This is a genomic window from Micromonospora sp. H33, from assembly GCF_052068455.1.
Lineage (GTDB): Bacteria > Actinomycetota > Actinomycetes > Mycobacteriales > Micromonosporaceae > Micromonospora.
In genome coordinates this window covers 92,256-116,038 of sequence record NZ_JBQHDE010000008.1, presented here as the reverse complement: position 1 = coordinate 116,038, position 23,783 = coordinate 92,256, and the positions used below count along the sequence as shown (strand labels likewise).

20 protein-coding genes are annotated in these 23,783 nt (G+C 74.0%); 6 read left to right on the top strand and 14 right to left on the bottom strand.

The window, feature by feature from the left end:
• Positions 1-101 precede the first annotated feature (101 nt).
• From ACTMS0_RS19050 to ACTMS0_RS19040, 3 genes are all read left to right on the top strand, one after another.
• Positions 102-1,811 (top strand): alkaline phosphatase D family protein, encoded by a 1,710-nt coding sequence (locus ACTMS0_RS19050; protein WP_441156565.1) that lies wholly within the window; start codon positions 102-104, stop codon positions 1,809-1,811.
• Between the two features lie 25 nt (positions 1,812-1,836).
• A complete protein-coding gene (locus ACTMS0_RS19045; protein ID WP_441156564.1) occupies positions 1,837-2,277 on the top strand; it encodes a MarR family winged helix-turn-helix transcriptional regulator in 441 nt (146 codons plus the stop codon).
• A 79-nt stretch (positions 2,278-2,356) separates the two neighbouring features.
• Positions 2,357-2,887 (top strand): DinB family protein, encoded by a 531-nt coding sequence (locus tag ACTMS0_RS19040; RefSeq protein WP_441156563.1) that lies wholly within the window; start codon positions 2,357-2,359, stop codon positions 2,885-2,887.
• Between the two features lie 73 nt (positions 2,888-2,960).
• Here ACTMS0_RS19040 and ACTMS0_RS19035 read toward each other — a convergent pair whose 3' ends face one another.
• The 3 genes from ACTMS0_RS19035 to ACTMS0_RS19025 form a co-directional block, all read right to left on the bottom strand.
• Positions 2,961-3,587: an HAD family hydrolase gene (locus ACTMS0_RS19035; protein WP_441156562.1), complete on the bottom strand. Its 627-nt coding sequence runs from the start codon at positions 3,585-3,587 to the stop codon at positions 2,961-2,963.
• Positions 3,584-7,183 (bottom strand): chromosome segregation protein SMC, encoded by a 3,600-nt coding sequence (smc, locus tag ACTMS0_RS19030; protein WP_441156561.1) that lies wholly within the window; start codon positions 7,181-7,183, stop codon positions 3,584-3,586. The genes ACTMS0_RS19035 and smc overlap by 4 nt, the downstream gene beginning before the upstream one ends.
• A gap of 333 nt (positions 7,184-7,516) precedes the next feature.
• Positions 7,517-7,711 carry a hypothetical protein gene (locus ACTMS0_RS19025; protein WP_130322629.1) on the bottom strand — a complete coding sequence of 65 codons (195 nt, stop codon included), beginning with the start codon at positions 7,709-7,711 and terminating at the stop codon, positions 7,517-7,519.
• Positions 7,712-8,084: 373 nt separating this feature from the next.
• Between ACTMS0_RS19025 and ACTMS0_RS19020 the strand changes: the two genes are divergently transcribed.
• Both ACTMS0_RS19020 and ACTMS0_RS19015 read left to right on the top strand, forming a co-directional pair.
• Positions 8,085-9,482, top strand: coding sequence for a CAP domain-containing protein (locus tag ACTMS0_RS19020; protein WP_441156560.1), 1,398 nt, complete (start codon positions 8,085-8,087; stop codon positions 9,480-9,482).
• Between the two features lie 158 nt (positions 9,483-9,640).
• Positions 9,641-10,483, top strand: a complete 843-nt coding sequence (locus ACTMS0_RS19015; RefSeq protein WP_441156559.1) for an endo alpha-1,4 polygalactosaminidase — start codon at positions 9,641-9,643, stop codon at positions 10,481-10,483.
• A gap of 53 nt (positions 10,484-10,536) precedes the next feature.
• On the opposite strand, the gene ACTMS0_RS19010 is transcribed toward ACTMS0_RS19015, so the two are convergent.
• From ACTMS0_RS19010 to rsmD, 9 genes are all read right to left on the bottom strand, one after another.
• A complete protein-coding gene (locus ACTMS0_RS19010) occupies positions 10,537-12,756 on the bottom strand; it encodes an MMPL family transporter (protein WP_441156558.1) in 2,220 nt (739 codons plus the stop codon).
• A 210-nt stretch (positions 12,757-12,966) separates the two neighbouring features.
• Complete coding sequence (gene mutM / locus ACTMS0_RS19005; protein ID WP_441156557.1) at positions 12,967-13,824, bottom strand: bifunctional DNA-formamidopyrimidine glycosylase/DNA-(apurinic or apyrimidinic site) lyase; 858 nt, start codon at positions 13,822-13,824, stop codon at positions 12,967-12,969.
• Entirely contained in the window at positions 13,817-14,632 is an 816-nt protein-coding gene (rnc, locus tag ACTMS0_RS19000) for a ribonuclease III (protein ID WP_441156556.1), read from the bottom strand. The genes mutM and rnc overlap by 8 nt, the downstream gene beginning before the upstream one ends.
• Positions 14,629-15,624 (bottom strand): phosphate acyltransferase PlsX, encoded by a 996-nt coding sequence (locus ACTMS0_RS18995; RefSeq protein WP_441156555.1) that lies wholly within the window; start codon positions 15,622-15,624, stop codon positions 14,629-14,631. Before ACTMS0_RS18995 ends, rnc begins: the two co-directional genes overlap by 4 nt.
• 113 nt (positions 15,625-15,737) lie before the next feature.
• Positions 15,738-15,911 (bottom strand): 50S ribosomal protein L32, encoded by a 174-nt coding sequence (gene rpmF, locus ACTMS0_RS18990; protein WP_441156554.1) that lies wholly within the window; start codon positions 15,909-15,911, stop codon positions 15,738-15,740.
• Between the two features lie 5 nt (positions 15,912-15,916).
• Positions 15,917-16,480 (bottom strand): YceD family protein, encoded by a 564-nt coding sequence (locus tag ACTMS0_RS18985; protein WP_441156553.1) that lies wholly within the window; start codon positions 16,478-16,480, stop codon positions 15,917-15,919.
• A gap of 102 nt (positions 16,481-16,582) precedes the next feature.
• On the bottom strand, positions 16,583-17,080 hold the full coding sequence (locus ACTMS0_RS18980; protein ID WP_130322613.1) for a hypothetical protein: 498 nt from the start codon (positions 17,078-17,080) through the stop codon (positions 16,583-16,585).
• A gap of 289 nt (positions 17,081-17,369) precedes the next feature.
• Positions 17,370-17,861, bottom strand: a complete 492-nt coding sequence (gene coaD / locus ACTMS0_RS18975; protein ID WP_441156552.1) for a pantetheine-phosphate adenylyltransferase — start codon at positions 17,859-17,861, stop codon at positions 17,370-17,372.
• Positions 17,858-18,421, bottom strand: a complete 564-nt coding sequence (rsmD, locus tag ACTMS0_RS18970; RefSeq protein WP_441156551.1) for a 16S rRNA (guanine(966)-N(2))-methyltransferase RsmD — start codon at positions 18,419-18,421, stop codon at positions 17,858-17,860. Before rsmD ends, coaD begins: the two co-directional genes overlap by 4 nt.
• A gap of 373 nt (positions 18,422-18,794) precedes the next feature.
• Here rsmD and ACTMS0_RS18965 point away from each other — a divergent pair, with 373 nt between their 5' ends.
• A complete protein-coding gene (locus tag ACTMS0_RS18965; protein ID WP_441156550.1) occupies positions 18,795-19,763 on the top strand; it encodes a PVV-CTERM domain-containing choice-of-anchor G protein in 969 nt (322 codons plus the stop codon).
• A gap of 137 nt (positions 19,764-19,900) precedes the next feature.
• Here ACTMS0_RS18965 and recG read toward each other — a convergent pair whose 3' ends face one another.
• Together recG and ACTMS0_RS18955 are read right to left on the bottom strand one after the other, a co-directional pair.
• Positions 19,901-22,144 carry an ATP-dependent DNA helicase RecG gene (gene recG / locus ACTMS0_RS18960; protein WP_441156549.1) on the bottom strand — a complete coding sequence of 748 codons (2,244 nt, stop codon included), beginning with the start codon at positions 22,142-22,144 and terminating at the stop codon, positions 19,901-19,903.
• The gene (locus tag ACTMS0_RS18955; protein ID WP_441156548.1) at positions 22,141-23,778 is read right to left on the bottom strand and encodes a DAK2 domain-containing protein; all 1,638 of its coding nucleotides are present in this window, start codon (positions 23,776-23,778) and stop codon (positions 22,141-22,143) included. The genes recG and ACTMS0_RS18955 overlap by 4 nt, the downstream gene beginning before the upstream one ends.
• Positions 23,779-23,783 lie beyond the last annotated feature (5 nt).

Here is a 23,783-nt window from a genome sequence, read left to right as displayed (position 1 = left end):
CCGGCGCGCTCAGATCCGGCGGTACGCTCGGTGCCAGCCAGCAGTGGTGCGACCGCCGGCCGGGTAGTAAAGACGAAGTTTGCTCTCCTCGGAGGTCCGCCATGCCCGCCGCACACCTGCTCGTCGGTCCGCTGCTGCGGCGGGTCGTCGACACGCGGGCCACGGTCTGGGTGGAGACCAGCGGGCCCGCGGTGGTCACCGTCCGCACGGCCGACGGCGCCACCGGCACCGCACCCACCTTCTCGGCGTACGACCACCACTACGCGCTCGTCGTGGTGTCCGGCCTCACACCGGACGCCGCCACCACCTACGAGGTGCTGATCGACGGCGAACTCGCCTGGCCGGAGCCGCGCGGCCAGTTCCCGCCCAGCGTGATCCGCACCCGCGCCGCCGACGACCGCGACCAGCCGGTCCGGCTGATCTTCGGCTCCTGCCGGGAGACCACCCAGCACGCCACCGCCCGGCGGCTGCCGCCGGACGCCCTCGACGCGTACGCCCGCCGGCTGGCGGCCGACTTCGACCCGGCGGCCGTGCCGGACCTGCTGGTGCTCCTCGGCGACCAGGTGTACGCGGACGAGACCTCGCCGACCGTGAAGCGGCTGCTCAAGCGGCGCCGCCGCCGGCCGAAGGGGGCACCGGCCGACCAGGTGGTGAGCTTCGACGAGTACACCAAGCTCTACCTGGAGTCGTGGCGCGACCCGGAGATCCGCTGGCTGCTCTCGACCGTGCCCAGCGTGATGATCTTCGACGACCACGAGATCATCGACGACTGGAACACCTCCGCCTCCTGGCGGGCCGACGCCCGCGCCGAGCCGTGGTGGGCGGAGCGGATCGGCAGCGGCCTCGCGTCGTACTGGGTCTACCAGCACCTCGGCAACCTCTCGCCCGACGAGATCGCCGCCGACCCGGTGTTCGCGAAGGTGACGGCCGCCGAGGACGCGACCGGCGTGCTGCGCGAGTTCGGTCACCGGGTCGACCAGGAGTCCGACCTCGCGCACGACACCGAGCGGTGGCGGGCCGTGCAGTACCAGTGGAGCTACGCGCTCGACCTGGGGCGGACGCGGCTGGTCATGCTCGACAACCGGTGCAGCCGGGTGCTGGATCCCGGCCGGCGGGCGATGCTGCCGCCGGGCGAGTGGTCGTGGTTCGTCGACCAGGCCCACGGCGCGTACGACCACCTGTTGGTGGGGTCCTCGCTGCCCTGGCTGCTCCCCCCGGGCATCCACCACGTGGAGGCGTGGAACGAGAAGCTGGGCGACTCGCGCCGACGCTGGGTCGGGGCCGTCGCCGAGACGCTGCGCCGCGGCCTCGATCTGGAGCACTGGGCGGCGTTCCGCCGCTCGTTCGAGGCTCTCGGCGCGCTGTTCGCCCGGATCGGCAGCGGCACACCCGAGCCGGGCGCGCGGGTGGGCGCGGGCCCCGCGTACGCGCCGCCGGCCTCGATCAGCGTGCTCGGCGGGGACGTGCACCACTCGTACGTGGCCCGGGCCCGGTTCGACGACCCGGGCGTGGTCACCCCGGTGCACCAGCTCACCTGCTCGCCCATCCACAACCAGGTGCCGGCCGGGATACGCCCGCTGATGCGACTGGGCTGGTCACCGGGCCCGTCCGCGGCCGCCCGGGCCCTCGCCCGGACCGCCGGGGTCCGCCGGCCGTCGTTCCGGTGGAAGAAGCTGGCCGGCCCGTACTTCGGCAACGCCGTGGCCACCCTCGTGCACGACGGCCGCTCGGCGGAGGTGACCATCGAGGGCATCACCAGCGACGGCCACGTGCGCCCGGTGATGCACCACCGCCTGACCAGCGACCGGTGAGGCGCCCGCCGTACGCTCTATCACCGTGGACGAGCACCCCCCGGAGACCGTACGGGCGGTCGAGCACGAACTGACCGCCCTCCTCCGCCGCAGCCGCGCGGTGTCCTGGGACATCGCCCGGGAGGTGCACCCCAACCTGGAGCCGAACGCGTACGGGCTGCTGCTGTGGCTGCGCCGCTCCGGGTCGATCCGGCTCACCGACCTGGCCGCGCGGCTCGGCATCGGCAAGGGCACCCTCAGCCGGCAGATCAACGGGCTGGAGACCATCGGTCTGGTCCGGCGTGACCCGGACCCGACCGACCGGCGCGCCGCCCAGCTCAGCCTCACCGAGGAGGGGCAGCGTCGCTTCGACACGGCCGCGGCCGCCCGGCTGGAACGGTTCCGCGAGACGCTGAGCACCTGGCCCGGGCAGGACGTGGAGACCTTCGCCCGCCTGCTCAACCGCTTCAACGAGACGTACTTCTGATCCATCCGGACCGGCAGGACCGGGAGCCGGGCGGAAAACCCGTCGTCGGATGTCAGGCCCCGGGGCGAGGATGGCCGGCATGACCTGGAGAGCACCTGAGATCGACCGCCGGAGCGAGCCCTACCTCGGTGACGAACGCACCATGCTGGAGGGCTGGCTCAACTACCATCGCGACACCCTGCTCCACAAGTGCGCGGGGCTGACCGCCGAGCAGCTGCGGACCGCGAGCGTGGAGCCCTCCTCGCTAACCCTGATCGGCCTGGTCCGGCACATGACCATCGTGGAGCGGGCCTGGTTCCGTGAGCGCTTCGCCGGCGAGGACCTGCCCGACCTGTACGACTTCACCGCCGACGTGGACGCCGAGTTCAACACCGTCGCCGCCGCCGACCCCGAGGCCGACTTCGCCGCGTTCCGCGCCGAGATCGAGGCCGCCGACGCGGCAGCCGCCGGACACGACCTCGACGAGACGTTCCCGCTGCGCCGCCGCGACGGCAGCGAACACCAGGTCAGCCTGCGCTGGGTCTACGTCCACATGATCGAGGAGTACGCGCGGCACAACGGCCACGCCGACCTCATCCGCGAACGCGTCGACGGCGTCACCGGCGACTGAGCAGCGCGATCAAGGAGGATCTTGGAAGGAAACGGCCCCCCGAGGGGCCGGATTCTTCCAAGATCTCCACGAACTACGCCGGCGGTGTCAGGGCCGCGCGCAGGTAGCGCAGGTCGTCCGGGCCGCTCCAGCGGTGCGCCGCCAGCCCGGCCACCCGGGCGCCGGCGACCGCCCGGTCCTCGTCGTCGACGAACAGCACCCGCGACGGCGGGGTCTCGAGGGCCTCGCAGGCCACCTGGAAGTACTCCTTCGCGGGCTTGTGCAGGCCGACGACCGAGGAGTTGACCACCACGTCCAGTTCGTCGGTGAGCCCGAGCGCGGCGAGGTCGGCGTCGAGAAGGTCAGTGGCGTTGGTGCCCAGCCCGACCCGGATGCCCTCGGCCCGGACCTCGCGGATGAACGCCAGCACGTCGGGGTCGACCTCGCCCCGGTAGCGCTGCCACGCGTCGACCGCCGCGCGGGCCCGCGCCGGGTCGCCCACCGATGGCGTCAGCGCGTGGGCCACGCTGGCCATCCAGTCGGCGTGGCTGACCTTGCCGGTCAGCACCGGCTGGAGCAGCCCCCACGACATCGCGATCTCGCCGAGGACACCCTCGGTGAGCCCGTACTCCCGCTCGACGCCGGCGGCCACCGCCGGATCCCAGCGGCGCAGTACGCCGTCGAAGTCCACCAGGAGCGCCGTGGCGCGTTCCCGACTCACTCGTTGTTCTCCCGCCCGTCGTCGTCGGCCCGGTTGAGCCGCTGGCTGATCACCTGGGTGACCCCGTTGCGCATGGTCACGCCGTAGAGGGCGTCGGCGACCTCCATCGTCCGCTTCTGGTGCGTGATGACGATCAGCTGGCTCTTCTCCCGCAGCTGCGCCAGCAGCGTGATGAGCCGACCCAGGTTCACGTCGTCGAGCGCCGCCTCCACCTCGTCCATGATGTAGAACGGACTGGGCCGGGCGCGGAAGATCGCCACCAGCATCGCGACCGCCGTCAGCGACCGTTCACCGCCGGACAGCAGCGACAACCGCTTGATCTTCTTGCCCGGCGGCCGGGCCTCCACCTCGACGCCGGTGGCGAGCAGGTCGTCCGGGTCGGTGAGCACCAGCCGCCCCTCGCCACCGGGGAACAGCACGCTGAAGACCTGCTCGAACTCCCGGGCGGTGTCGGCGAACGCGCTGGCGAAGACCTCCAGGATCCGGTCGTCCACGTCCTTGACCACGGTGAGCAGGTCGCGCCGGGTGGCCTTCAGGTCCTCCAGCTGCTCGGAGAGAAACTTGTACCGCTCCTCCAGCGCGGCGAACTCCTCCAGCGCGAGCGGGTTGACCTTGCCGAGCAGGGCCAACTCCCGTTCCGCCTTGGCGGCCCGCTTCTCCTGCACCGCCCGCTCGTACGGGACCGGCTCCGGCACCACCAGGCCGTCCCGTTCCGCCGCCGCCACGTCGGCGTCGGTCGGCGGGACCGGCTCCGTCGGGCCGTACTCGGCGATCAGCGTCGCCACGTCGAGGCCGAAGTCCTCCGCGGCCTTCGCCTCCAACTGCTCGATGCGCAGCCGCTGCTCGGCACGGGCCACCTCGTCCCGGTGCACCTGGCTGGTGAGTCGCTCCAGCTCGGCGCCGAGGCGCTTGGCGGCGCCGCGTACCTCGGACAGCTCGGCCTCCCGCGCGGCGCGTTCGCGCGCCACGGCGTCGCGGTGCTCCTCGGCCTGCGCAATCGAGGTGGCGAGCCGGGTCAGCGCCTCGCGGGCGCCGCCGGCCACGGCGCGGGCGATCCCCGCGCCGCGGGTCCGCGCCGCCCGCCGCGCCGCCGCGCGCTCCCGCGCGGCCCGCTCGGCCGCCGCCTGCCGGCGCAGCGAGTCGGCCCGGCCGGCGATGGAGGAGACCCGCTCCTCGGCGGTACGCACGGCGAGGCGCACCTCCATCTCGTTCTGCCGGGCCCGGGGCACCATCGCGGCGAGCTGGTCGCGCTCCTCGGTCGAGGGTTCGGCGTCGATCGGCGTGGCCTCGGCCAGCCGCAACCGCTCCTCCAGCTCGGCGAGGGCGGCGAGGTCGCGTTCGCGGGCCGCCTCGGCGCGGGCACGGGACTCGCCGAGCCGCTCGGTCTCGGCCTTGGCCGACCGGGCGGCGGCCCCCAGCTCGGCGAGCCGGCGGGAGGCGGCGTTGCGGTGGCTCTCCGCCTCCCGCTTCGCGGCGGCGGCGTGCTGCACCGCCTCCTTGGCGGCGGCCACCTCGGCGCGCGCCTCGACCAGCTGCTCGCGCAGCTCGGCGGAGGTCCGCTCGGCGGCGGCGCGGTTGGTCCGCGCCTCTTCGACGGCGGCCTGCACCTCGATGAAGCTGGGCGCCTTGGCCGACCCGCCGGCGGCCGCGTACGCCCCGAGCACGTCGCCCTCCGGCGTGACCGCCCGCAGCTCCGGGTTGCCGGCGACCACCTCCGCGGCGGTGCCGAGGTCGTCGACGAGGACGACGTCGCGCAGCGCCCGGTGCACGGCCGGCCGGACCTCGGCGGCGCACTCCACCAGGTCGGGCGCCCAGCGGGCCCGGTCCGGCAGCTTCGGGCGCAGGGAGTCGGCGGAGCCGGCCATGCCGGGCCCGGCGGGGCTGCCGACCAGCAGGCCCGCCCGGCCCGCGTCGGCGATCTTCAGCATGCGCATCGCCTCGACGGCCTCGTCCACCCCGCTGACCGCGACCGCGTCGGCGAGGCCGCCCAGGGCGGCGGCGAGCGCGGCCTCGTGGCCGGGCGCGACGGTGAGCAGCCCGGAGAGGCTGCCGAGCAGACCCGGCACCTCGTCGGCGCGGGCCAGCAGGGCTCCTGCACCGTCCTTGCGGCGCAGGCCCAGGGCGAGCGCCTCTTCGCGCGCCTTCCAGGTGGCGGCGTCCTTCTCGGCGGCTCGCTCGGCGTCGCTCAGCGACCGGACCGTCTCCTGCGCCTTCTCCTGGACGGCCACCGCCTCGGCGTGCCGGGCGTCCAGGTCGGCGTTGTCCCGGTCCGCCTCGGTGGACTGTTCGGCGACGGCGTCCAGCTCGGCCTGCGCCCGCTCGGCCCGGCCGAGGGCGTCGGTGTGCGCGGCGGCGAGTCGTTCGATCTCCTCCCCGGCGGTGGCGCTCCGGGCCCGGGCGGAGTTCACCTGCCCGGTCAGCCGGGCCAGCCCCTCCCGGCGGTCGGCGATGGCCTTGGCCGCCGCCACCAGCTCCCGCTCCGCGGCAGCCAGCTGACGTTCCAGCTCCTGGCGGTGCTCCACCGCCTCGGCCAGCCGGATCTGGTCGTCGGTGAGCGCGGCGCGCAGCTCCTCCTCCTGCTCGCGGACGCGCTCCGCCTCGGCCTCCAGCTGGCCCGGGTCGCGGCCGGGCCGCTCGTCGTCCGGCGTGGCACTGAGGTGGCGCAGCCGCTCGCGGGCCAGCTGCTCGATCGAACGGAACCGCTCCTGAAGGGCGGACAGCTTGTACCAGGTGTCCTGTGCGGCGGCGAGCAGCGGCGCGTCCTCGGCGAGGGCGGCCTCCAGCTCACCGAGGCGGGCCTGCACCTCGGTGTGCTCGGCCTCGACCTGCTCGCGCCGCTCCCGCAGCGCCGTCTCGTCGGCGATCTCCTTGTCCAGGGTCGCGCGCAGCGTGGCGAGGTCGTCGGCGAGCAGCCGTAGACGGGCGTCCCGGAGATTGGCCTGGATCACCGCGGCGCGGCGGGCCACCTCGGCCTGCCGGCCGAGCGGCTTGAGCTGACGGCGCAGCTCGGCGGTGAGGTCGGTGAGCCGGTTGAGGTTGGTCTGCATCGCGTCGAGCTTCCGCAGCGCCTTCTCCTTGCGCTTGCGGTGCTTGAGGACGCCCGCGGCCTCCTCGATGAACGCGCGCCGATCCTCCGGCTTGGCGTGCAGCATGCCGTCGAGGCGGCCCTGCCCGACGATGATGTGCATCTCCCGGCCGATGCCGGAGTCGCTGAGCAGCTCCTGGATGTCGAGCAGGCGGCAGGAGTCGCCGTTGATCTCGTACTCGCTCTCGCCGGAGCGGAACATCCGGCGGGTGATCGAGACCTCGGTGTACTCGATCGGCAGCGCACCGTCGGTGTTGTCGATCGTGAGGGTCACCTCGGCGCGGCCGAGCGGCGCCCGGCCGGCGGTGCCGGCGAAGATGACGTCCTCCATCTTGCCGCCGCGCAGCGCCTTCGCGCCCTGCTCACCGAGGACCCAGGCGATGGCGTCGACGACGTTGGACTTGCCGGACCCGTTGGGACCCACCACGCAGGTGATGCCCGGTTCCAGCTTCAGCGTCGTCGCGGAGGCGAAGGATTTGAAGCCCTTCACCGTCAGGCTCTTGAGATGCACCTTCTCGATCCTCGTCCGGTGGCCGCCGTACCGTCGCCGGCTGCGCGGACCTGGTGAACCCGCAGACTAACCCGCCACCGGTGACCGTCCCGCACGCGACCCGCCCCGAGCCGCCCCGACCGGCCGCGCCCCGGTTCACGTTTTCGACGCCCACCCGACGATTTTCCGACCGTACGCGGCACGGTTCCGGCCTGCGTGCCGGTCAGGAGCACGGCGTCCGCGGTCGCCGGCTCGATCGGGCGGACGGAAATGGTGCGCACAGAGCTGCGCGCCGGCACATTCGTGTCGGCGCGCCTTTCGCGTGGTGCGATTCAGTTTTTGCGTACCCGGGGATCAGGTCAGCGCGGGCTCGGCGATGCGGAGCAGGTCGTCCGCCTCGGCCGCGGCCGCCGCGAGCCGATCATTCTCGGCACGCAGCCGCGTGATCTCGAACTCCAGTGCCTGAACCGTGGCACGCAGTCGGGTGACCTCGTCGAGCAGGCGCCGGTCGGGCGCCGCACCTACGTGGCCGTACAGGGCCTTCGCCATGTTGACTCCTTGATATGCGCTGCCGGAATGGCCGGCCAACGCGCGCCCATTCGTACGCGGCATGTCAACCCAGGCGATTCTGGGCATGAGCGGGCGCGACTGGCGACACCTATATATTGAGCCGAAACCCCCTCCTTCGTCAAGTTCCCGCAGGCCGTAGATCATCTCTACGTCGGCCTGTCCACTTGCCGGGGGGCTGCCATACGGCGCGGACACGCTCTGTCCGGACACCTTTACTGTACGCCCCGGATCACGGGAAGTCCCTACCCCGGCGTCCCGGTTCCCCTTAACTCTTTCTTAGCCACGTTGCCGCAGGTCGCGGCCGACACGTAGCGTCACCCCGGCCCGCAACCGACCTCTGGAGGCTACCGGCGTGTACGGCTGGAACGACCCGATCGACCCGGAGGGCGCCGCCCGGCGACCCGAGCCGGCGGCCGACGAACCGGCCTGGCTGACCGAGCGGCCCGCGCCGCGCTCGGCCTACCTGTTCGGCGACGACCCGGACCGTCCCGCGGACGAGTGGCAGCGGGAGCAGCCCACCCCGCGCTGGCAGCCCGAGCCCGCCCACCAGGACACGCAGTCGTGGCAGCCGTCCGACGCCACGTACCGAGAGGAGCCCGCGCAGCGCTGGGAGGCCACCCCCACCCGGCACCGCGAGGAGCACACGGGCGGTTGGCGGTCCGACGAGCCCGCGGCGACCTGGCAGCAGCACGAGCCCACCGCGACCTGGCAGCAGCACGAGCCCGCCGCGCCCTGGCAGCAGCACGAGCCGGCGGCGTCCTGGCAGCATGAGCCCACCGCGTCCTGGCAGCGCGAGGAGGCCCACGAGGGCCGGCGGCCCGACGAGACCGCCGCCGGCTGGCAGCAGCACGAGACCGCCGGGGGTTGGCACGGCCCCGAGGCCACCGGTGGGTGGCAGCGCGAGGAGGCGACCGGCGGTTGGCCGGCCGCGCCCTCCGGGGCGTACGCCGGTGAGCCGGCGACCGGCACGCTGCCGGCAGCCGGAGCCGGCGAGTCCCCCGCCGACGGCCCACGCCGTCGCCTGCGGCGTCCGTTGCTGATCGGCGGCGCCGCCGCGGCGGCCACGCTGGTGGTCAGCCTGGGCGCCGGTGCCGTCGCGCTCTCCGGCGGGGACGACGCCACCCCCACCTCGGTGGTGGACGACACCGTCGCCGCCGCCCCGGCCGTGCCCGACGCCGCGGGGCCGCCGGCCGACGCGCTCGCTCCGACCAGCAGCCCGAGCGCCTCGCCGACCACCGCGAAGCCCTCCCCCTCGGCGACGCCGAGCCGCAAGCCGACGCCCGCGCCGTCACGGACCACCGCGCCGTCCCGCCGGACCGCCGACCGCTCCACCGCCCCGAGCAGCGGGACGTCCGCCGGCAGCGGCGTCAGCGCCCAGGCCCGCGAGGTCGTGAACCTGGCCAACGCCGAGCGCGCGAAGGCGGGCTGCAGCGCGTTGAGCATCGACGACAAGCTCATGACCGCCGCCCAGCGGCACAGCCAGGACCAGGCCGACCACCAGAACATGTCGCACACCGGCAGCGACGGCAGCGACCCTGGCGACCGGATCGACCGGGTCGGTTACGCGTGGCGGACCTACGGCGAGAACGTCGCCTGGAACCAGAAGACGCCGGCCGCCGTGATGGACGCCTGGATGAACAGCCCCGGCCACCGGGCCAACATCCTGAACTGCTCCTTCACCGAGATCGGCGTCGGCATCGCCAGCAGCAACGGCCCGTACTGGACGCAGGTCTTCGCCGCACCGCGCTGAGCCGTGTGTCGACGTCCCGGCGCGGCCGCCGGGACTTCGACACGGCGCCGAATCCGCGAGTCGTCGTCGGGTCCGTCCTCGTTTGACCGGGTGAGGTGCGCCGCGGTGGCGCACCCGCCCGGGCGGCGACCGGCCGCCCGCGACCTGCGGAGCTGCCGATGCGGATCCGGCCGCCGACGCGCGCCGTCGGGCGCGGCCTGCGCCGGGCGCTGCCGGCAACCGTCGCCCTGCTGCTCCTGACCCCGGTGTACGCGTGCCACGTGGAGCTGCCCCGACCGGACGCGGCGACCACCTGGCCGCCGGATACGGCCCGCCAGTGGCAGTGGCAGTGGCAGCTCAGCGGGGTGCTCGACCCGGGCGTGCCGGCGGACGTCTTCCTGCTCGACCCGGTCGCCACGACCGCGGCGCAGACCGCGGAGCTGCGCGCCCGCGACCGGCGGCTGATCTGCCAGGTGCACGTCGGCTCGGTCCGGCCCACCGACCCGGACGCGACCCGCTTTCCGGTGACCGTGCAGGGCGCGCCGGGACGTCGTCCGCAGAGCCGCTGGCTGGACGTCAGGCAGTGGGACACCCTGCGGCCGGTGCTGGCCGACCGGTTCCGGCTCTGCCGGGGCAAGGGCTTCGGGGCGGTCGCGATCGCCGACGCGGACGCGTACGCGCAGCGCTCCGGCTTCCCCCTCGACTTCGACGACCAGCTGCACTTCAACCGCCGGCTGGCCGAGCTGGCCCGCTCGCTCGACCTGTCCCCCGGCCTGGTCAACGCCGTGCCGCAGGTGGCGGCCCTGGCGCCGGACTTCGACTTCGCGGTCAACGAGGAGTGCGTCCGGCTGGGCGTGTGCGGCAAGCTGCTGCCCTTCGTGGAGGCCGGCAAGCCGGTCTTCCACGTCGAGTACACCGGCTCCACAGAGGACTTCTGCGTCACGACGGTGGGCTACGGGTTCGCCTCCATCCGCAAGGAGCGGACGCTCGACGCCTGGCGTCAGCCCTGCCCGGCGCCCTGACACGTCGGGGGCCGGGCCGCGTGTGGCGGCCCGGCCCCGGACGGTTCGTACGGTCAGCGCGCGCCGACCAGCTCCGGCGCGGGCGCCGGCGGGTCGGTCGGAGCCGGAGCGGACCGCGCGCGCATGAAGCGCGGAGCCCACCAGTTCCGGTCGCCGAGCATGGTCATCAACGCCGGCAGCACCACCGCGCGGATGATCGTGGCGTCCAGCAGGATCGCCGCCGCGAGACCGATGCCGAGCTGCTTGAAGTCGATCGTGCTCAGGGTGGCGAAGATCGAGAACACCCCGACCATCACGATCGCCGCGCTGCTCACCACGCCGGCCGAGGAGGTGATGCCGTGCGCCACGGCCTCCCGGTTCGACATGCCCGCCCGGACCCCCTCACGGATGCGGCTGACCACGAAGACGTGGTAGTCCATCGAGAGCCCGAAGAGGACCACGAACAGGAACAGCGGCAGCCAGGTGACGATCGCGCCCATCGAGGTGAAACCGAGCAGGTCCTCCGCCCACGTGCCCTGGAAGACCACCACCAGCAACCCGTACGCGGCGCCCGCGGAGAGCAGGTTGAGCAGGATCGAGCTGAGCGCGATCACCACCGAACGGAACGTCCACGCCATCACCAGGAAGGTGAGCGCCAGCACGAAGCCCATGACGAGCGGCAGCTTCTCCCGGATGTGCTGCTCGTAGTCCTCGCTGCCGGCGACGTCGCCACCGACCGCGTACTCGACGCCGGCGAGTCCCCCGAGGGCGGCCGGGGCCAGATCCTCACGCAGCCTCTCCAGCGACTGCGCCGACCGCTCGTCCCGGTTCGCGTACGGGCTCGCCACCTGGAGCACCGACACCCGCCCGTCGGCCGACACGCGGATCTTCGGGCCGTCCGCCTCGGTCGGCGCGAAGAGCGGGTCGGCGGACGCGCGCCCGGCCAGATCGGTCAGCGCCGCCGTCACCCGGTCGGCCTCGGCCGCCGACGCCCGGACCGCCACGGTGTGGCTGGTGCCGTTGCTCGGGAAGGCGGCGGTGAGCCGGTCGTACGCCTGCATCGCCGGCGTGCTGCGGGGCAGGTCCTCCATGCCGGGGAACTGCAGCTTCATGCCCAGTGCGGGCGCGGCGAGGGCGAGCAGCAGCCCGACCGAGACCACCAGGGTCGCCACCGGCGCCCGCAGCGCCGGCTTCAGCACCGCCGGCCAGAACCCCGGCTTCGCGGGCGCGCCGTGCCGTCCGGTACGCGGTGCGGTCAGCCGCCACAGCACCGGCACCCGGGGCCGGTCCACCCAGGGGCCCAGCTTGGCCAGCAGCGCCGGCAACACGGTCAACGAACCGATCACCGCGACCGCGACCACCAGGATCGAGCCGACCGCGAGCGACGAGAAGACCGCGTCGTTCACCAGCAGCAGGCCGGCCATCGAGATGATCACGGCGAAGCCGGACACCACCACGGCGTGCCCGGACGTCTCCGCGGCGATCTCCACGGCGTCCAGCCCGGAGGCCCCCTTCGCGCGTTCCTCGCGCTCCCGGCGGACGTAGAACAGCGAGTAGTCGACGCCGACCGCCATGCCGATCAGCAGGATGACGCTCGCCGTCGTGTCGGTGGCCGGCACCAGGTGGGAGGCGAGGGTGGAGAGCCCCAGCGCGGCGGCCACCGAGGACAGGGCCAGCAGCACCGGTACGCCGGCGGCGATCAGCGCCCCGAACGCGACGATCAGGATGGCCAGCGTGACCGGCAGGCTGAGCAGTTCCGCCCGCTTGAAGTCCTCGCCGAGGGTGTCGTCCAGCGCCTTGTTGATCGACGGCCCGCCGACCTGCTCGACCCGCAGCCCCGGGTGGGCGTCCTGGACGCCGGCGGTGGCGTCACGCAGCGGCTGCACCCGGTCGGACGCGGTCTCCGGGTCGCCGGACATCGTGATCGGCAGCAGCAACGCCGACCCGTCCCGTGCCGGAACCGGCTCACCGACCGAGGCGACCCCCTCCACCGCCCGCAGCCGCCCGGCCGCGTCGTCGGCCGCGGCCTTCGCCGCCGTCATGTCCAGCGTGCCGCCGCGCGGGGTGATCAGGACGTTCTCCGTCGCCGGCTCGTCGAAGTTCCCGGCCTCGACGATGACGACCGCCCGGCCCGACTCGCCGAGGGCCTGGTCGGAATCCTCGGCCTCGTTCAGGCCAGCCGCGTTGCCGCCGACGAAGCACACCGCCACGAACACCACCCACAGCGCGATCGCACGCCACGGATGTTCGGCACTCCACCGTGCCAACCGCACCGTCACCGGTCTCGCCCCCATGCCGGGATCCCCCTGTCACGTCAAACCTGTCAACGGTGTCGACGCTAGGGACGGGACGGGGCGGCGACATCGGGGAACGGCCCCGGTCCGTCCCGGAACCGTCGGAGCGGCACCCGGGGAGCGCCGGAACGGCCCGGCCGGCGGTTCCCCGGATCCATCCCGGACGGGCCGGGGTACGGCACGCCGTGGCGGCCCCGAGACGTCTCACGGTCAGACCCGGACGGCTCCCCGGGGGCGGGGCTGGCAGCGCGGGCAACTGAACGACGACCGGTTCATGAACGACTCGCGACGGATCGGCGCACCGCACCGCCGGCACGGCTGCCCCTCGCGTCCGTAGACGTTGAGCGAACGGTCGAAGTAGCCGCTCTCGCCGTTGACGTTGACGTACAGGGCGTCGAAGCTCGTCCCGCCCTCCTTGATCGCCTCGGCGAGCACGTCACGGACGTGCCCGAGCAGGCGCAGCGCGGCCGGGCCGGTCAGGGCGTCGGTGGGCCGGGCGCCGTGCAGCTTCGCCCGCCACAGCGCCTCGTCGGCGTAGATGTTGCCCACGCCGGAGAGCAGCGTCTGGTCCAGCAGCGCACGCTTGACCTCGGTGCGGCGCCGGCCCAGCGCGGCGACGAAGGCCGCGTCGGAGAACTCCGGGTCCATCGGGTCGCGGGCGATGTGGGCGATCTCCGCCGGCAGCTCCGCGCCGCCCTCGCTGACCGACAGCCCGCCGAACGTCCGCTGGTCGACGAAGCGCAGCTCGGGACCGGTGTCGGCGAAGCGGAACCGGACCCGCAGGTGCGTCTCGGCGGGTGCCTCGGCCGGTTGCAGGAGCAGCTGCCCCGACATGCCCAGATGCCCGATCACCGCGTCGCCGCTGTCCAGCGGGAGCCACAGGTACTTGCCGCGCCGCCGCACGTCCAGGATCGTCCGGTCGGCGAGCACGTCGGCGAAGTGGGCGCCGCCGGCCGTGTGCCGGCGTACCGCCCGCGGGTGGAGCACCTCCACGGCGGCGATCCGCCGGCCGATGACCCACTGGGCCAGCCCCTGCCGGACGGTCTCGACCTCGGGCAGCTCAGGCACGGCCGGGCTCTCCGGCGACGCCCGCGTCGACCGTCCCGCGACCGCCGTCCCCGACCGGGTCCGCCCCGTCCCCGACGGCACCGGCCTGCTCGCGCTCCGCCTGCGCGGTCAGGGTCCGCCAGGCCGACTCGGCGGCCCGCTGCTCGGCCTCCTTCTTGCTCCGCCCCTCGGCTCCGCCGTAACGGGTGCCGGCGACCACCACCCAGGCGGTGAAGGTCTTCAGGTGATCCGGCCCGGTGCCCTCGATGCGGTACTCCGGGACGCCCAGGCCCTGCGCGGCGGTCAGCTCCTGGAGGCTGGTCTTCCAGTCCAGCGCCGCACCGCGCCCGGCCGACTCGGCCATCAGCGGGTCGAAGAGGCGGTGGATGACGATGGCGGCGGTGTCCAGCCCGAACTGGAGGTAGATGGCGCCGAGCAGCGCCTCCAGGGTGTCGGCGAGGATGCTCGCCTTGTCCCGGCCACCGGTCGTCTCCTCCCCCTTGCCGAGCAGCAGGTACGGGCCGAGGCCCTCCGGGCCCAGCCCCCGCGCCACGTCAGCGAGGGCCCGCATGTTGACCACGCTGGCCCGCAACTTGGCCAGCTGCCCCTCGGGCAGGTCGGGGTGGTTGTGGAACAGCGCGGTGGTGATCACCACGCCGAGCACCGAGTCGCCCAGGAACTCCAGGCGCTCGTTGGTGGGCAGGCCGCCGTTCTCGTACGCGTACGAGCGGTGGGTCAGCGCACGCTCCAGCAGCTCCGGGTCCAGCGCCACGCCGAACGCTGCCTCCAGGTGGCCGACGGGCGGTCGCCGGCGTTTGTCAATGCTCATGATGTGCGTACCTCGGTGTCGGTCGTGCGGTCGGTGCGGTCCGTGCGGTCCCCCGCGTCAACGCCGTCCAGCAGCGCGCGGACCTGGTCGGCGGCGCGGCGCCGCCACAGGTGGGCGGCCAGCGCGATGCCGGAGGCGAGATCATCGCCCTGAGCGGCGCCGTGGCACACCACCACGGTGCCGGCGACGCCGAGCAGGGCGGCAGCCCGGGGGGCGCCACCGCCGGCCGGGGGGCCGCCGGCCATCGCGTACGCGCCCTCGATCGCCTTGAGCAGCACGTTACCGGTGAACCCGTCGGTGACCACCACATCGGCGCGCGTGCCGAGCGAGACGTCGTACCCCTCGACGAGGCCCACGTAGCGACCGCCGGACGGCAGCGCCGCGGCGACGAGGGCGGAATCGGCGAGGCGGCGGGCGCGGTCGCCCTTGCCGGCCTCGGTGCCCACGGAGAGCAGGCCGACGCGGGGAGCCCCGACGCCGTGCGCCACGGCGGCGTAGGCGGCGCCGAGAGCGGCGTGGCGGGCGAGCGTGGCCGGGCGGGGTTCGAGCGAGCCGCCGACGTCCAGCAGGACCACCGGGCCGTCGACCGCGGGGAGGGTGGCGACCAGGGCCGGGCGGCGGACGTCCGGCCAGCGGCCGAGCCCGAGCGCGACGGCCGTGACCGTGGCGCCGGTCGAGCCGGCGGAGACCAGCGCGTCCGCGGATCCCTCGCGGAGGGCGTGCACGGCGGCGCGGACGGTGCTGTCGGCGCGGGCCGCGGCGGGGTGGTCGCCCATGCCGACGGCGGCGTCGACGGGGCGGACGGCGACCCGGGCGCGTTGCTCCGGGTCGAGGGCACCGATCAGCTCGCCGGCGGCCTCGGTCGGGCCGACGAGCAGCAGGTGCAGGTCGGGATCGGCGCGCATGGCCCGCAGAGCGCCGTCAACCACGACGGCGGGAGCGTCGTCCCCGCCGAGGAGGTCAACGGCGATCCGCGCGGTGCCCGGCTCCATCGGAACGCCGGCCGGAGTGGGCCGGCCGGCGTCGGAGGGAGCCGGGGCACCGGGCTTTCGCCAGGGTGCGCGCGCCGCCCGACCCGGGGTCGGGGGCGTCACTCGGCGTCCGGTCAGACCTCGAGGACCTGGCGGCCGTTGTAGGTGCCGCAGACGGAGCAGGCGGCGTGCGGCAGCTTCGGGGACTTGCACTGCGGGCAGGCCACGGTCACGACCGCCGTGGCCTTCCACTGCGCCCGACGGGCCCGGGTGTTGCTGCGCGACATCTTGCGCTTGGGGACGGCCACGGTTCTTACTCCTCTTTACGGGTCAGTTGCGACAGGGCCGCCCAACGCGGGTCGACCTGCTGGTGGCTGTGATCGGCCGGCAGCTCGTCCCAGGCCACCCCGCAGTCGGGGCACAGGCCTGGGCAGTCCTCCCGGCAGAGCGGGTTGGTCGGCAGCTGGAGCACCACCGCGTCCCGCAGTACCGGCTCCAGGTCGATCAGATCGCCCTGCATCCGGCCCACCTCGTCCTCGTCGGCCGTCATGTCCGTGGTGCTGTTCTCGTACGCGTACAGCTCCTGGATCGGGACGGCCACGGTGTCGTCGATCTGGCGCAGGCAGCGGCTGCACTCGCCCTTGATGGGACCGCTGACGGTCCCGGAGACGAGCACCCCCTCGGACACCGACTCCAGCCTCAGGTCGAGGTCGAGGTCCGCGCCCTCCGGCACGCCGATCAACTCCACGCCGAGGTCCGCCGGTGCCGGTACCACCCGCTTGACCGTACGCAACGCACCAGGCCGGCGCGGCAGCTCCCTCGTGTCGAGGACCAGCGGCGACCTGGGGTCGAGTGGTGAAGGCGTGTGTTTGGGCATAGTTAGACTCCGGCCGGTGAGAGGCCGACAAACGAGGTTACCTGGGCGATCGCCGCAGCGTCGAATCGGGGGCGGCGTCCCGCCCAGCGTGAGGTGTCGGCACTAGAAGGGTAGCGGGCGCTCGGCCTCATCCCCGGCGAACGTGCCGATCTCCCGCAGGGCGTGCATCTTGTCCCGGCCCCGCTCGATCGAGGCGAGGGCCCGGGTGAGGAACTGCTCGAAGTTGGCGAGGGCGGTGTCGACGTAGTCGTCGACCTCCTCGCGGAGGCGCTGGGCCTCCGCCCGGGCCTCGGCGATGATCCGGGCGCCCTCGTGCTCGGCGGACACGGTGATCTCGTTCACCGACACGAGCCGGGCGTGTTCCGCCTCACCCTCGCTGATGATCCGGTCGGCCTCACGCTTGCCGGCCTCCATGATCTTGTCGCGCTCCTCGAGCAGCGCGGCGGCCCGGCGCAGGTCGGCGGGGAGCTCGGCGCGCAGTTCGTCGAGGGCGGCGATCATCTCGCCCCGATCGACCATGCAGTTGTTGCGCGACATCGGGACGGAGCGGGCCTGCTCCACCATGGCGATCAGTTCGTCGATGCGATCGAGCGGGTCCACCGGCACCTCACTCCTGTCGTTCGTCGGCCGACCTCAATGATGCGGGCTGGGCCCGGATTCGGCGCTCCCCACATGATGAGGCGTCCCGCCCACGTCCACACCATCCACCCCCACCCCGGCGCGTCGCCGGCACCCCGCGCCTCCCCGCGCCTTTCCCCGCGCCTCCATCGCGCCTTTCCCCGCGCCTCCCCCGCCGCCGATCTTGCACTTTTTGCCCTGGCAAAGAGGGCGAATCGGGGCAATAGGAGGGCAGAAACTGCAAGATCGCGGGAAGCGGTGGCTCGCCGGGTCAGGGGCGGTCGGTCGGGGGCTTCAGGCGGGTGACCAGGGCCTCGCGGACCACGTCGGGGACGTGGGCGGAGATGTCGCCGCCCCACTTCGCCACGTCCTTGACGAGACTGGAGGAGAGGAAGGAGTAGAGCGGATTGGTCGGCATGAAGAGCGTCTCGACGCCGGCCAGGCCGATGTTCATCTGGGCCATCTGCAACTCGTAGTCGAAGTCGCTGACCGCCCGCAGGCCCTTGATCAACACGCTCGCCTGCTGCGCCCGGCAGAAGTCCACCAGCAGACCCCGGAAGGACTCCACCCGCACGTTGTCGTACGACTTGGTCACCTCGCGGAGCATGTCGATGCGCTCCTCCACGGTGAACAGGCCGGTCTTCGACTGGTTGACCAGCACGCCGACGATCACCTCGTCGAACAGCCGGCTCGCCCGGCCGATGATGTCGAGGTGACCGTTGGTGACCGGGTCGAACGAGCCGGGACACACCGCACGTCTCATGATCGGCGACCGTACCAAAGGGTGGTCTCGCCGTAGCGACGGCTGCGCTCGCCGGTGATGCCCTGCACCCAGTCGACCGTGCCGGTGCGGCTGGAGCGCTCCAGCACCACGAGGGCGTCCGGGGCGAGCCAGCCGTGCTCGACGAGCGCGCCGAGCACGGCGGACACCTCCTCGTCGGGCACCGAGTAGGGCGGGTCGGCGAAGACCACGTCGTACGGGTCGCCGTCCGGGCCGGCGGCGAGCACGGTCGCGACCTTGCCGGTGACCAGCCGGACAGCCGGCCCGGCCCGCAGGGTGGCCACGTTCTCCCGGATCACCCGGGCGGCACGCGGGTCGGACTCGACCAGCAGCACGTGCGCGGCACCCCGGGACAACGCCTCCAGGCCGACCGCCCCGGACCCGGCGTACAGGTCGGCGAAGCGGGCAGCGTCGAGATCCACCTCGGCCTGCACCGCGCTGAACAGCGCCTCGCGGACCCGGTCGGACGTCGGCCGCGTGCCGGCGCCGGGAGGCGCGACGATCCGCCGCCCGCCCAGGGTGCCGGCCACGATCCGGGTCACCGCCTGCTCCTCATGGGGATGACGCTACGTCACCCCCCTCCGGCCGAGGTCGCCCGCACCCGGAATCCGATCGGCCCGTCCGGTCGGATGACCCGTCCCCTCGGGTGATCGTGCGGCGCAGCGCCGTTCCACACCGGAGGGTCACCTCTCGATGACCGAAGGTCCATCAATGATCACGGATATACAACATCACCGGGACCACCTCATCCGGACCCCCACGATTCATGACCGATCAGTACAGTCACCCTCTGCGTCCGCCGCAACGGGCGCAACAACGTGCCGGAGCGAGCGTCGATGAGCCGGCGACCGCCACGCCGCCGCTGTCTCCCGCGCCGCCCGGCCTCTCGTCCGTACCCCCTCATCAGGAGCAGACGTGAACCGTCTCCACCCCGCGCTCCGGCGTGCCACGGCCGTCGCCGCCGGCGCACTGCTCGGCCTCACCGGCGTCGCCGTCCTCGCCACCCCGGCCAGCGCCCACCACTCGAACATCTCCGGCATCGCCTGCGAGACCAGCGAAGAAGGCGTCTACCGCGTCCAGTGGACGGTCGAGAACAGCGAGGGCGACCTCGCCGGCACCATCACCGAGGTGTGGACCCCGTCCGACACCTACGTGGTGGGCATCCCGGTGGGCCGTGAGCTGCCGAAGTCCACCGACGGCAAGGTCGTCGGCGTGCAGTACACCGCCAAGGGCGCCGCGCTCGAACTGAAGATCACCGCTGAGTGGACCCGCGACGGCAGGCTGCACCGCAACACCGCCACCGGGACCGCGGAGGTGGACGAGACCTGCACCGCCGAGCCGCCGGCCCAGACCCCCACCCCGTCGCCCGACGTGACCACCCCGACCCCGACCCCCGAGGTCACCACGCCGACCCCGACCACGCCCGCCCCGACCACGCCGACGCCCACCCCGACGCAGCCGGAGGAGCCGGGCGGCCCGCTGGTGCCAGAGGAGCCGAACGCTCCGGTCTTCGAGATCGTCTTCACCTGCGACCAGCTGGTGATCACCGCCGACAACCCGGCGGACGGCGTCACCGCCACCCTGGTTCTCGCCACCGAGAAGAGCGAGACCAAGAAGCTGGAGCTCGTCCCGGGCAAGAAGACCGAGGTCGTCTTCGAGGCGTACGCGGGTCTCACCGTGACCCCGAGCCTGGAGGGTGAGGAGGCCGACCCGGCCGACGCCGTGAAGTGGGTCCAGCCCAAGGAGTGCGGCGGCGACGGCGGCGGTCTGCCGAAGACCGGCGACAACACCGCCGCGATCGCGGGTGGCGCCGCCGCCCTGCTGGCCGTCGGTGCCGGCCTGTTCGTGCTGGCCCGCCGCCGGAAGCTCCGGTTCACCGCCTGAGCGCATCCCTCCTGAACGTCGAGGGCGCGTCGACCACCGGGTCGGCGCGCCCTCGGCCGTTCCATGAGCGCGAAGCGATTCAAGAAGGGGCCGTTCCTCTACCGCAGGCGTTAAGAAGGGGCCCTTCCTTTCCTGCGTCAGCCCTTCTCCAGGTACTCGGCGCGGTCGGCGTCGACCAGGGCGGCCACCGAGGCGGCCAGCGCCGGGTGCCGGGCCAGGTCCGGATCCTCTTCCACCAGGGCCGTCGCCTCCGCCCGGGCGTCGCGGATCAGGTCCGCGTCGCGCAGCAGTGACAGCAGCCGCAGGTGCGAGCGGCGGCCGGACTGGGTCGCGCCGAGCACGTCGCCCTCGCGGCGCTGCTCCAGGTCGAGTTCGGCGAGCTTGAAACCGTCCGTCGTGGACGCCACGGCGTCCAGCCGCTCGCGGGCGGGGCTGCCCTCGGACGCCTCGCTGACCAGCAGGCAGAGGCCGGGCGCGGCGCCCCGGCCGACCCGGCCCCGCAACTGGTGCAGCTGGGACACGCCGAACCGGTCGGCGTCCAGCACGATCATCACGGTGGCGTTGGGCACGTCCACCCCGACCTCGACGACGGTGGTGGCCACCAGCACGTCGAGGTCGCCGGCGGCGAAGGAGCGCATCACCGCGTCCTTCTCGTCGGCGGGCAGGCGGCCGTGCAGCACGCCGATGCGCAGCCCGTGCAGGGGCCCCTCGGCGAGCAGCGGCGCCACCTCGGTCACCGCGAGGGGCGGCCGCCGCCCGTTGTCGTCCTCGCGGGGAGCCTCCTCCTCCGAGCCCGGCCCAGGTTCGAAGTCCGGCGCCTCCGCGCTGGCCCCGGGCCTCGAATCACCGATCCGCGGGCACACCACGTACGCCTGGTGGCCGGCCGCCACCTCCTCGCGCAGCCGGCGCCACGCCCGGTCCAGGAACGCCGGCTTCTCCGCGGCCGGTACGACGTGCGACGCGATCGGTGAGCGACCCCGCGGCAGCTGGGAGAGGGTGGACACCTCCAGGTCGCCGTACACGGTCATCGCGACCGTGCGCGGGATGGGCGTGGCCGTCATGACCAGCACGTGCGGCGGCTGGTCGGCCTTGGCCCGCAGGGCGTCCCGCTGCTCGACGCCGAAGCGGTGCTGCTCGTCCACCACGACCAGGCCGAGGTCGGCGAAGTCGACACCCTCGTACAGCAGTGCGTGCGTGCCCAGCACGATGCCGGCGGCGCCGCTGCGCACCTCGGCGAGGGCCCGGCGGCGGGCCGCCGCGCCGAGCGACCCGGTGACCAGCTCCACCCGGGTGGCGTGCTCGGCGGCGTCCAGCTCGCCGGCCCGGCCGAGGGGCCCGAGCAGGTCGAGGATGCCCCGGTGGTGCTGGGCGGCGAGCACCTCGGTCGGAGCGAGCAGGGCCGCCTGCCCGCCCGCGTCGACCACCTGGAGCATCGCGCGCAGCGCGACCACCGTCTTGCCGGAGCCGACCTCGCCCTGGAGCAGCCGGTGCATCGGGTGGGCGGTGGCCAGGTCCGTGGCGATCTCGGCGCCGACGTCGCGCTGGCCGCGGGTCAGCTCGTACGGCAGCCGGGCGTCGAACGCGTCGAGCAGGCCCCCCGGTGTCGCGGGGCGGGGTCGGGCCGGGCGGGCGGCGGACCGGTGCTTGCGCTGCACCAGCGTGAGCTGCACGGCGAACGCCTCGTCCCACTTGAGCCGGCGCCGGGCCCGGTAGAGCGCCTCCTTGCTGGACGGACGGTGGATCTCCCGGAGGGCGGTGTCCAGCCCGACCAGGTTGCGGGTGGCCCGCAGGGTGGCCGGAAGCGGGTCGTCCGGCGGGGCGACCGTGTCCAGAACGACCCGGACGCAGCGGGCGATCACCCACGTCGGCACCGCCGCGGCGGCCGGGTAGACCGGGATCAGCGCGCCCGCGAACTCCTCGACCTCCTCGCTGGCCGCAGCCTCGCCCTCGCCGCCGGAGCCGAGGAGCACGTACTCCGGGCCGTTGAGCTGCCGCTTGCCCCGGAACTCGGTGACCTTGCCGGCGAACAGCCCCCACCGGCCGGGGCGCAGGTCCCGCTCGCGCCAGGCCTGGTTGCCGAAGAACGTCAGGGTGAGCGTGCCGCCGGAGCCGTCGCCGACCGTCACCTCCAGCAGGTTGCCCCGGCGCTGTCGCATCGGACGGACGGCGGTGCGCTGCACCTGGGCCAGCACGGTGACCTGCTCGCCGACGTCGAGTGAGCGGATGTCGGTGTGCTCGCCGCGCTCGTCGTACCGCCGGGGAACGTGGTAGAGCAGGTCGCCCGCGGTGTGCAGGTCGAGGTGGGCGGCGAGGGCCTTCGCCGTCTTCTCACCGACGAGCTTCTTGAGCGGGGTGTCGACCGTGGCCTGCTCGGACGTCATTCGACCCCCACCAGGAGCGGGTAGTGCGGCTGGCCGCCCGGGTACACGTGCACCTCGACGAACGGCCAGGCCCGGGTGACGTGTTCGCGCACCGCGTCGGTCAGACCGGCCGGGGCGTCCGCCCCGGACAGCAGCGTGACCAGCTCGCCGCCGCCGCCGAGCATCCGGTCGACCACGGCGGTGCAGGTGTCCAGCAGGTCGGACCCGATGAGGTGCACCTCCCCGTCGACCAGGGCGAGCACGTCCCCCGGGCGGCAGGGGCCGGCGACGGTCAATGCCTCCCGGCTGGCGTGGCAGACCTCCGCGTACCGGCAGGCGCCGGCGGCCTCGGCCATCGCGATCACGTCGTCCTCGAAGCGCCGGCCGGGGTCGCGGACGGCGAGGGCGGCGAGGGCCTGCACCGGCGACCGGGTCGGTACGACGCTGACCTTGACGCCGAGCCGGTGTGCCTCCTTCGCGGCGTTGCTGGCCACCGCCTGCGTGTTCGGGTCGTTGGGCAGCACCACGACCCACGCGGCGCCGGTCGCGCGGATCGCGTCGAGCAGCTCGCCGGTGGACGGGTTGCCGGGCACCACGGTCGCCCCCTCGGCGGCGAACAGCTCGGCGATGCCGGCGCCGGCGGCCACCACCACGGCGGCCCGGCCGTCGGGGACCGTCGGCGCTTCCGCGTCCGGTGGAAGGGCCGGGGCCGGCGCGACCTGGTCGGCGAAGCGGGTCACGGTGATCCGGTGCGGGCGGCCGGCGACGACCGCGGCCTCGATCGCCGCGCCGACGTCGTTGACGTGGACGTGCACGTTCCACGTGCCGCCGGACCCGGCGCCGTCGCCCACGACCACCAGCGAGTCGCCCAGGGCGGCCAGCGCCTCCCGCAGCCGGGCCACCGCCGGCGGCTCGGCGTCGAGCAGGTACTGCACCTCGTACGCGTACGCCTCGGAGCCGGTCTCGCGGACGGTGGTGGCCGGCGGGCGGACCGGACGCGGCGCGGGCGCCGCGCGCTCCGGGCGTTCACCGGTGACGACCTCGACCAGGGCGTCGAGCAGCAGGCAGAGGCCCCGGCCACCGGCGTCGACCACGCCGGCCCGGGCCAGCGCGGGAAGCTGCTCGGGGGTGCGGCTCAGCGCGCGGGTCGCCTCGCCCGCCGCGGCGCGGGCCACCGTGCGCAGGTCGTCGCTGTCGGCCCGCTCGGCCGCCCCGGCGGCGGCGGCCACGACCGTGAGCAGCGTCCCCTCGACGGGGGTCGCGACGGCGGCGTAAGCGGCGGTGGCGGCGTTCCGCAGCGCGGCGGCCAGCTCGCGGCCCCGCACCGCGGGAGCGGCGGCCACCGCGTCGGCGAAGCCGCGCAGGATCTGCGACAGGATCACGCCGGAGTTGCCGCGGGCGCCGAGCAGGGCGCCCCGGGCCATCAGCCGCAGGGCGTGCCCGTGCGGGGTGGGACCGTCGCCGGGCAGCGTGTCCAGGTCCATCGCCAGCGCCTGCTGCGCGGAGGTGAGGGTGAGCACCAGGTTGGTGCCGGTGTCGCCGTCGGGCACCGGGTAGACGTTGAGGTCGTCGATCTCGCCCTGGTGCCGCTTCAGCGCGGCCAGCCCGCCCGCGCACCAGCGGCGGACCGCGGCGGCGTCGAGGGTGTCCAGCACGGCGA

Coding starts and splice junctions, on each gene's coding strand:
- rnc (WP_441156556.1), bottom strand. CDS start 14,632: ATGAGCATTGACAAACGCCGGCGACCGCCCGTCGGCCACCTGGAGGCA.
- ACTMS0_RS18995 (WP_441156555.1), bottom strand. CDS start 15,624: ATGGAGCCGGGCACCGCGCGGATCGCCGTTGACCTCCTCGGCGGGGAC.
- ACTMS0_RS19050 (WP_441156565.1), top strand. CDS start 102: ATGCCCGCCGCACACCTGCTCGTCGGTCCGCTGCTGCGGCGGGTCGTC.
- ACTMS0_RS19025 (WP_130322629.1), bottom strand. CDS start 7,711: ATGGCGAAGGCCCTGTACGGCCACGTAGGTGCGGCGCCCGACCGGCGC.
- recG (WP_441156549.1), bottom strand. CDS start 22,144: ATGACGTCCGAGCAGGCCACGGTCGACACCCCGCTCAAGAAGCTCGTC.
- ACTMS0_RS18985 (WP_441156553.1), bottom strand. CDS start 16,480: ATGCCCAAACACACGCCTTCACCACTCGACCCCAGGTCGCCGCTGGTC.
- ACTMS0_RS19015 (WP_441156559.1), top strand. CDS start 9,641: ATGCGGATCCGGCCGCCGACGCGCGCCGTCGGGCGCGGCCTGCGCCGG.
- ACTMS0_RS19040 (WP_441156563.1), top strand. CDS start 2,357: ATGACCTGGAGAGCACCTGAGATCGACCGCCGGAGCGAGCCCTACCTC.
- coaD (WP_441156552.1), bottom strand. CDS start 17,861: ATGAGACGTGCGGTGTGTCCCGGCTCGTTCGACCCGGTCACCAACGGT.
- ACTMS0_RS19010 (WP_441156558.1), bottom strand. CDS start 12,756: ATGGGGGCGAGACCGGTGACGGTGCGGTTGGCACGGTGGAGTGCCGAA.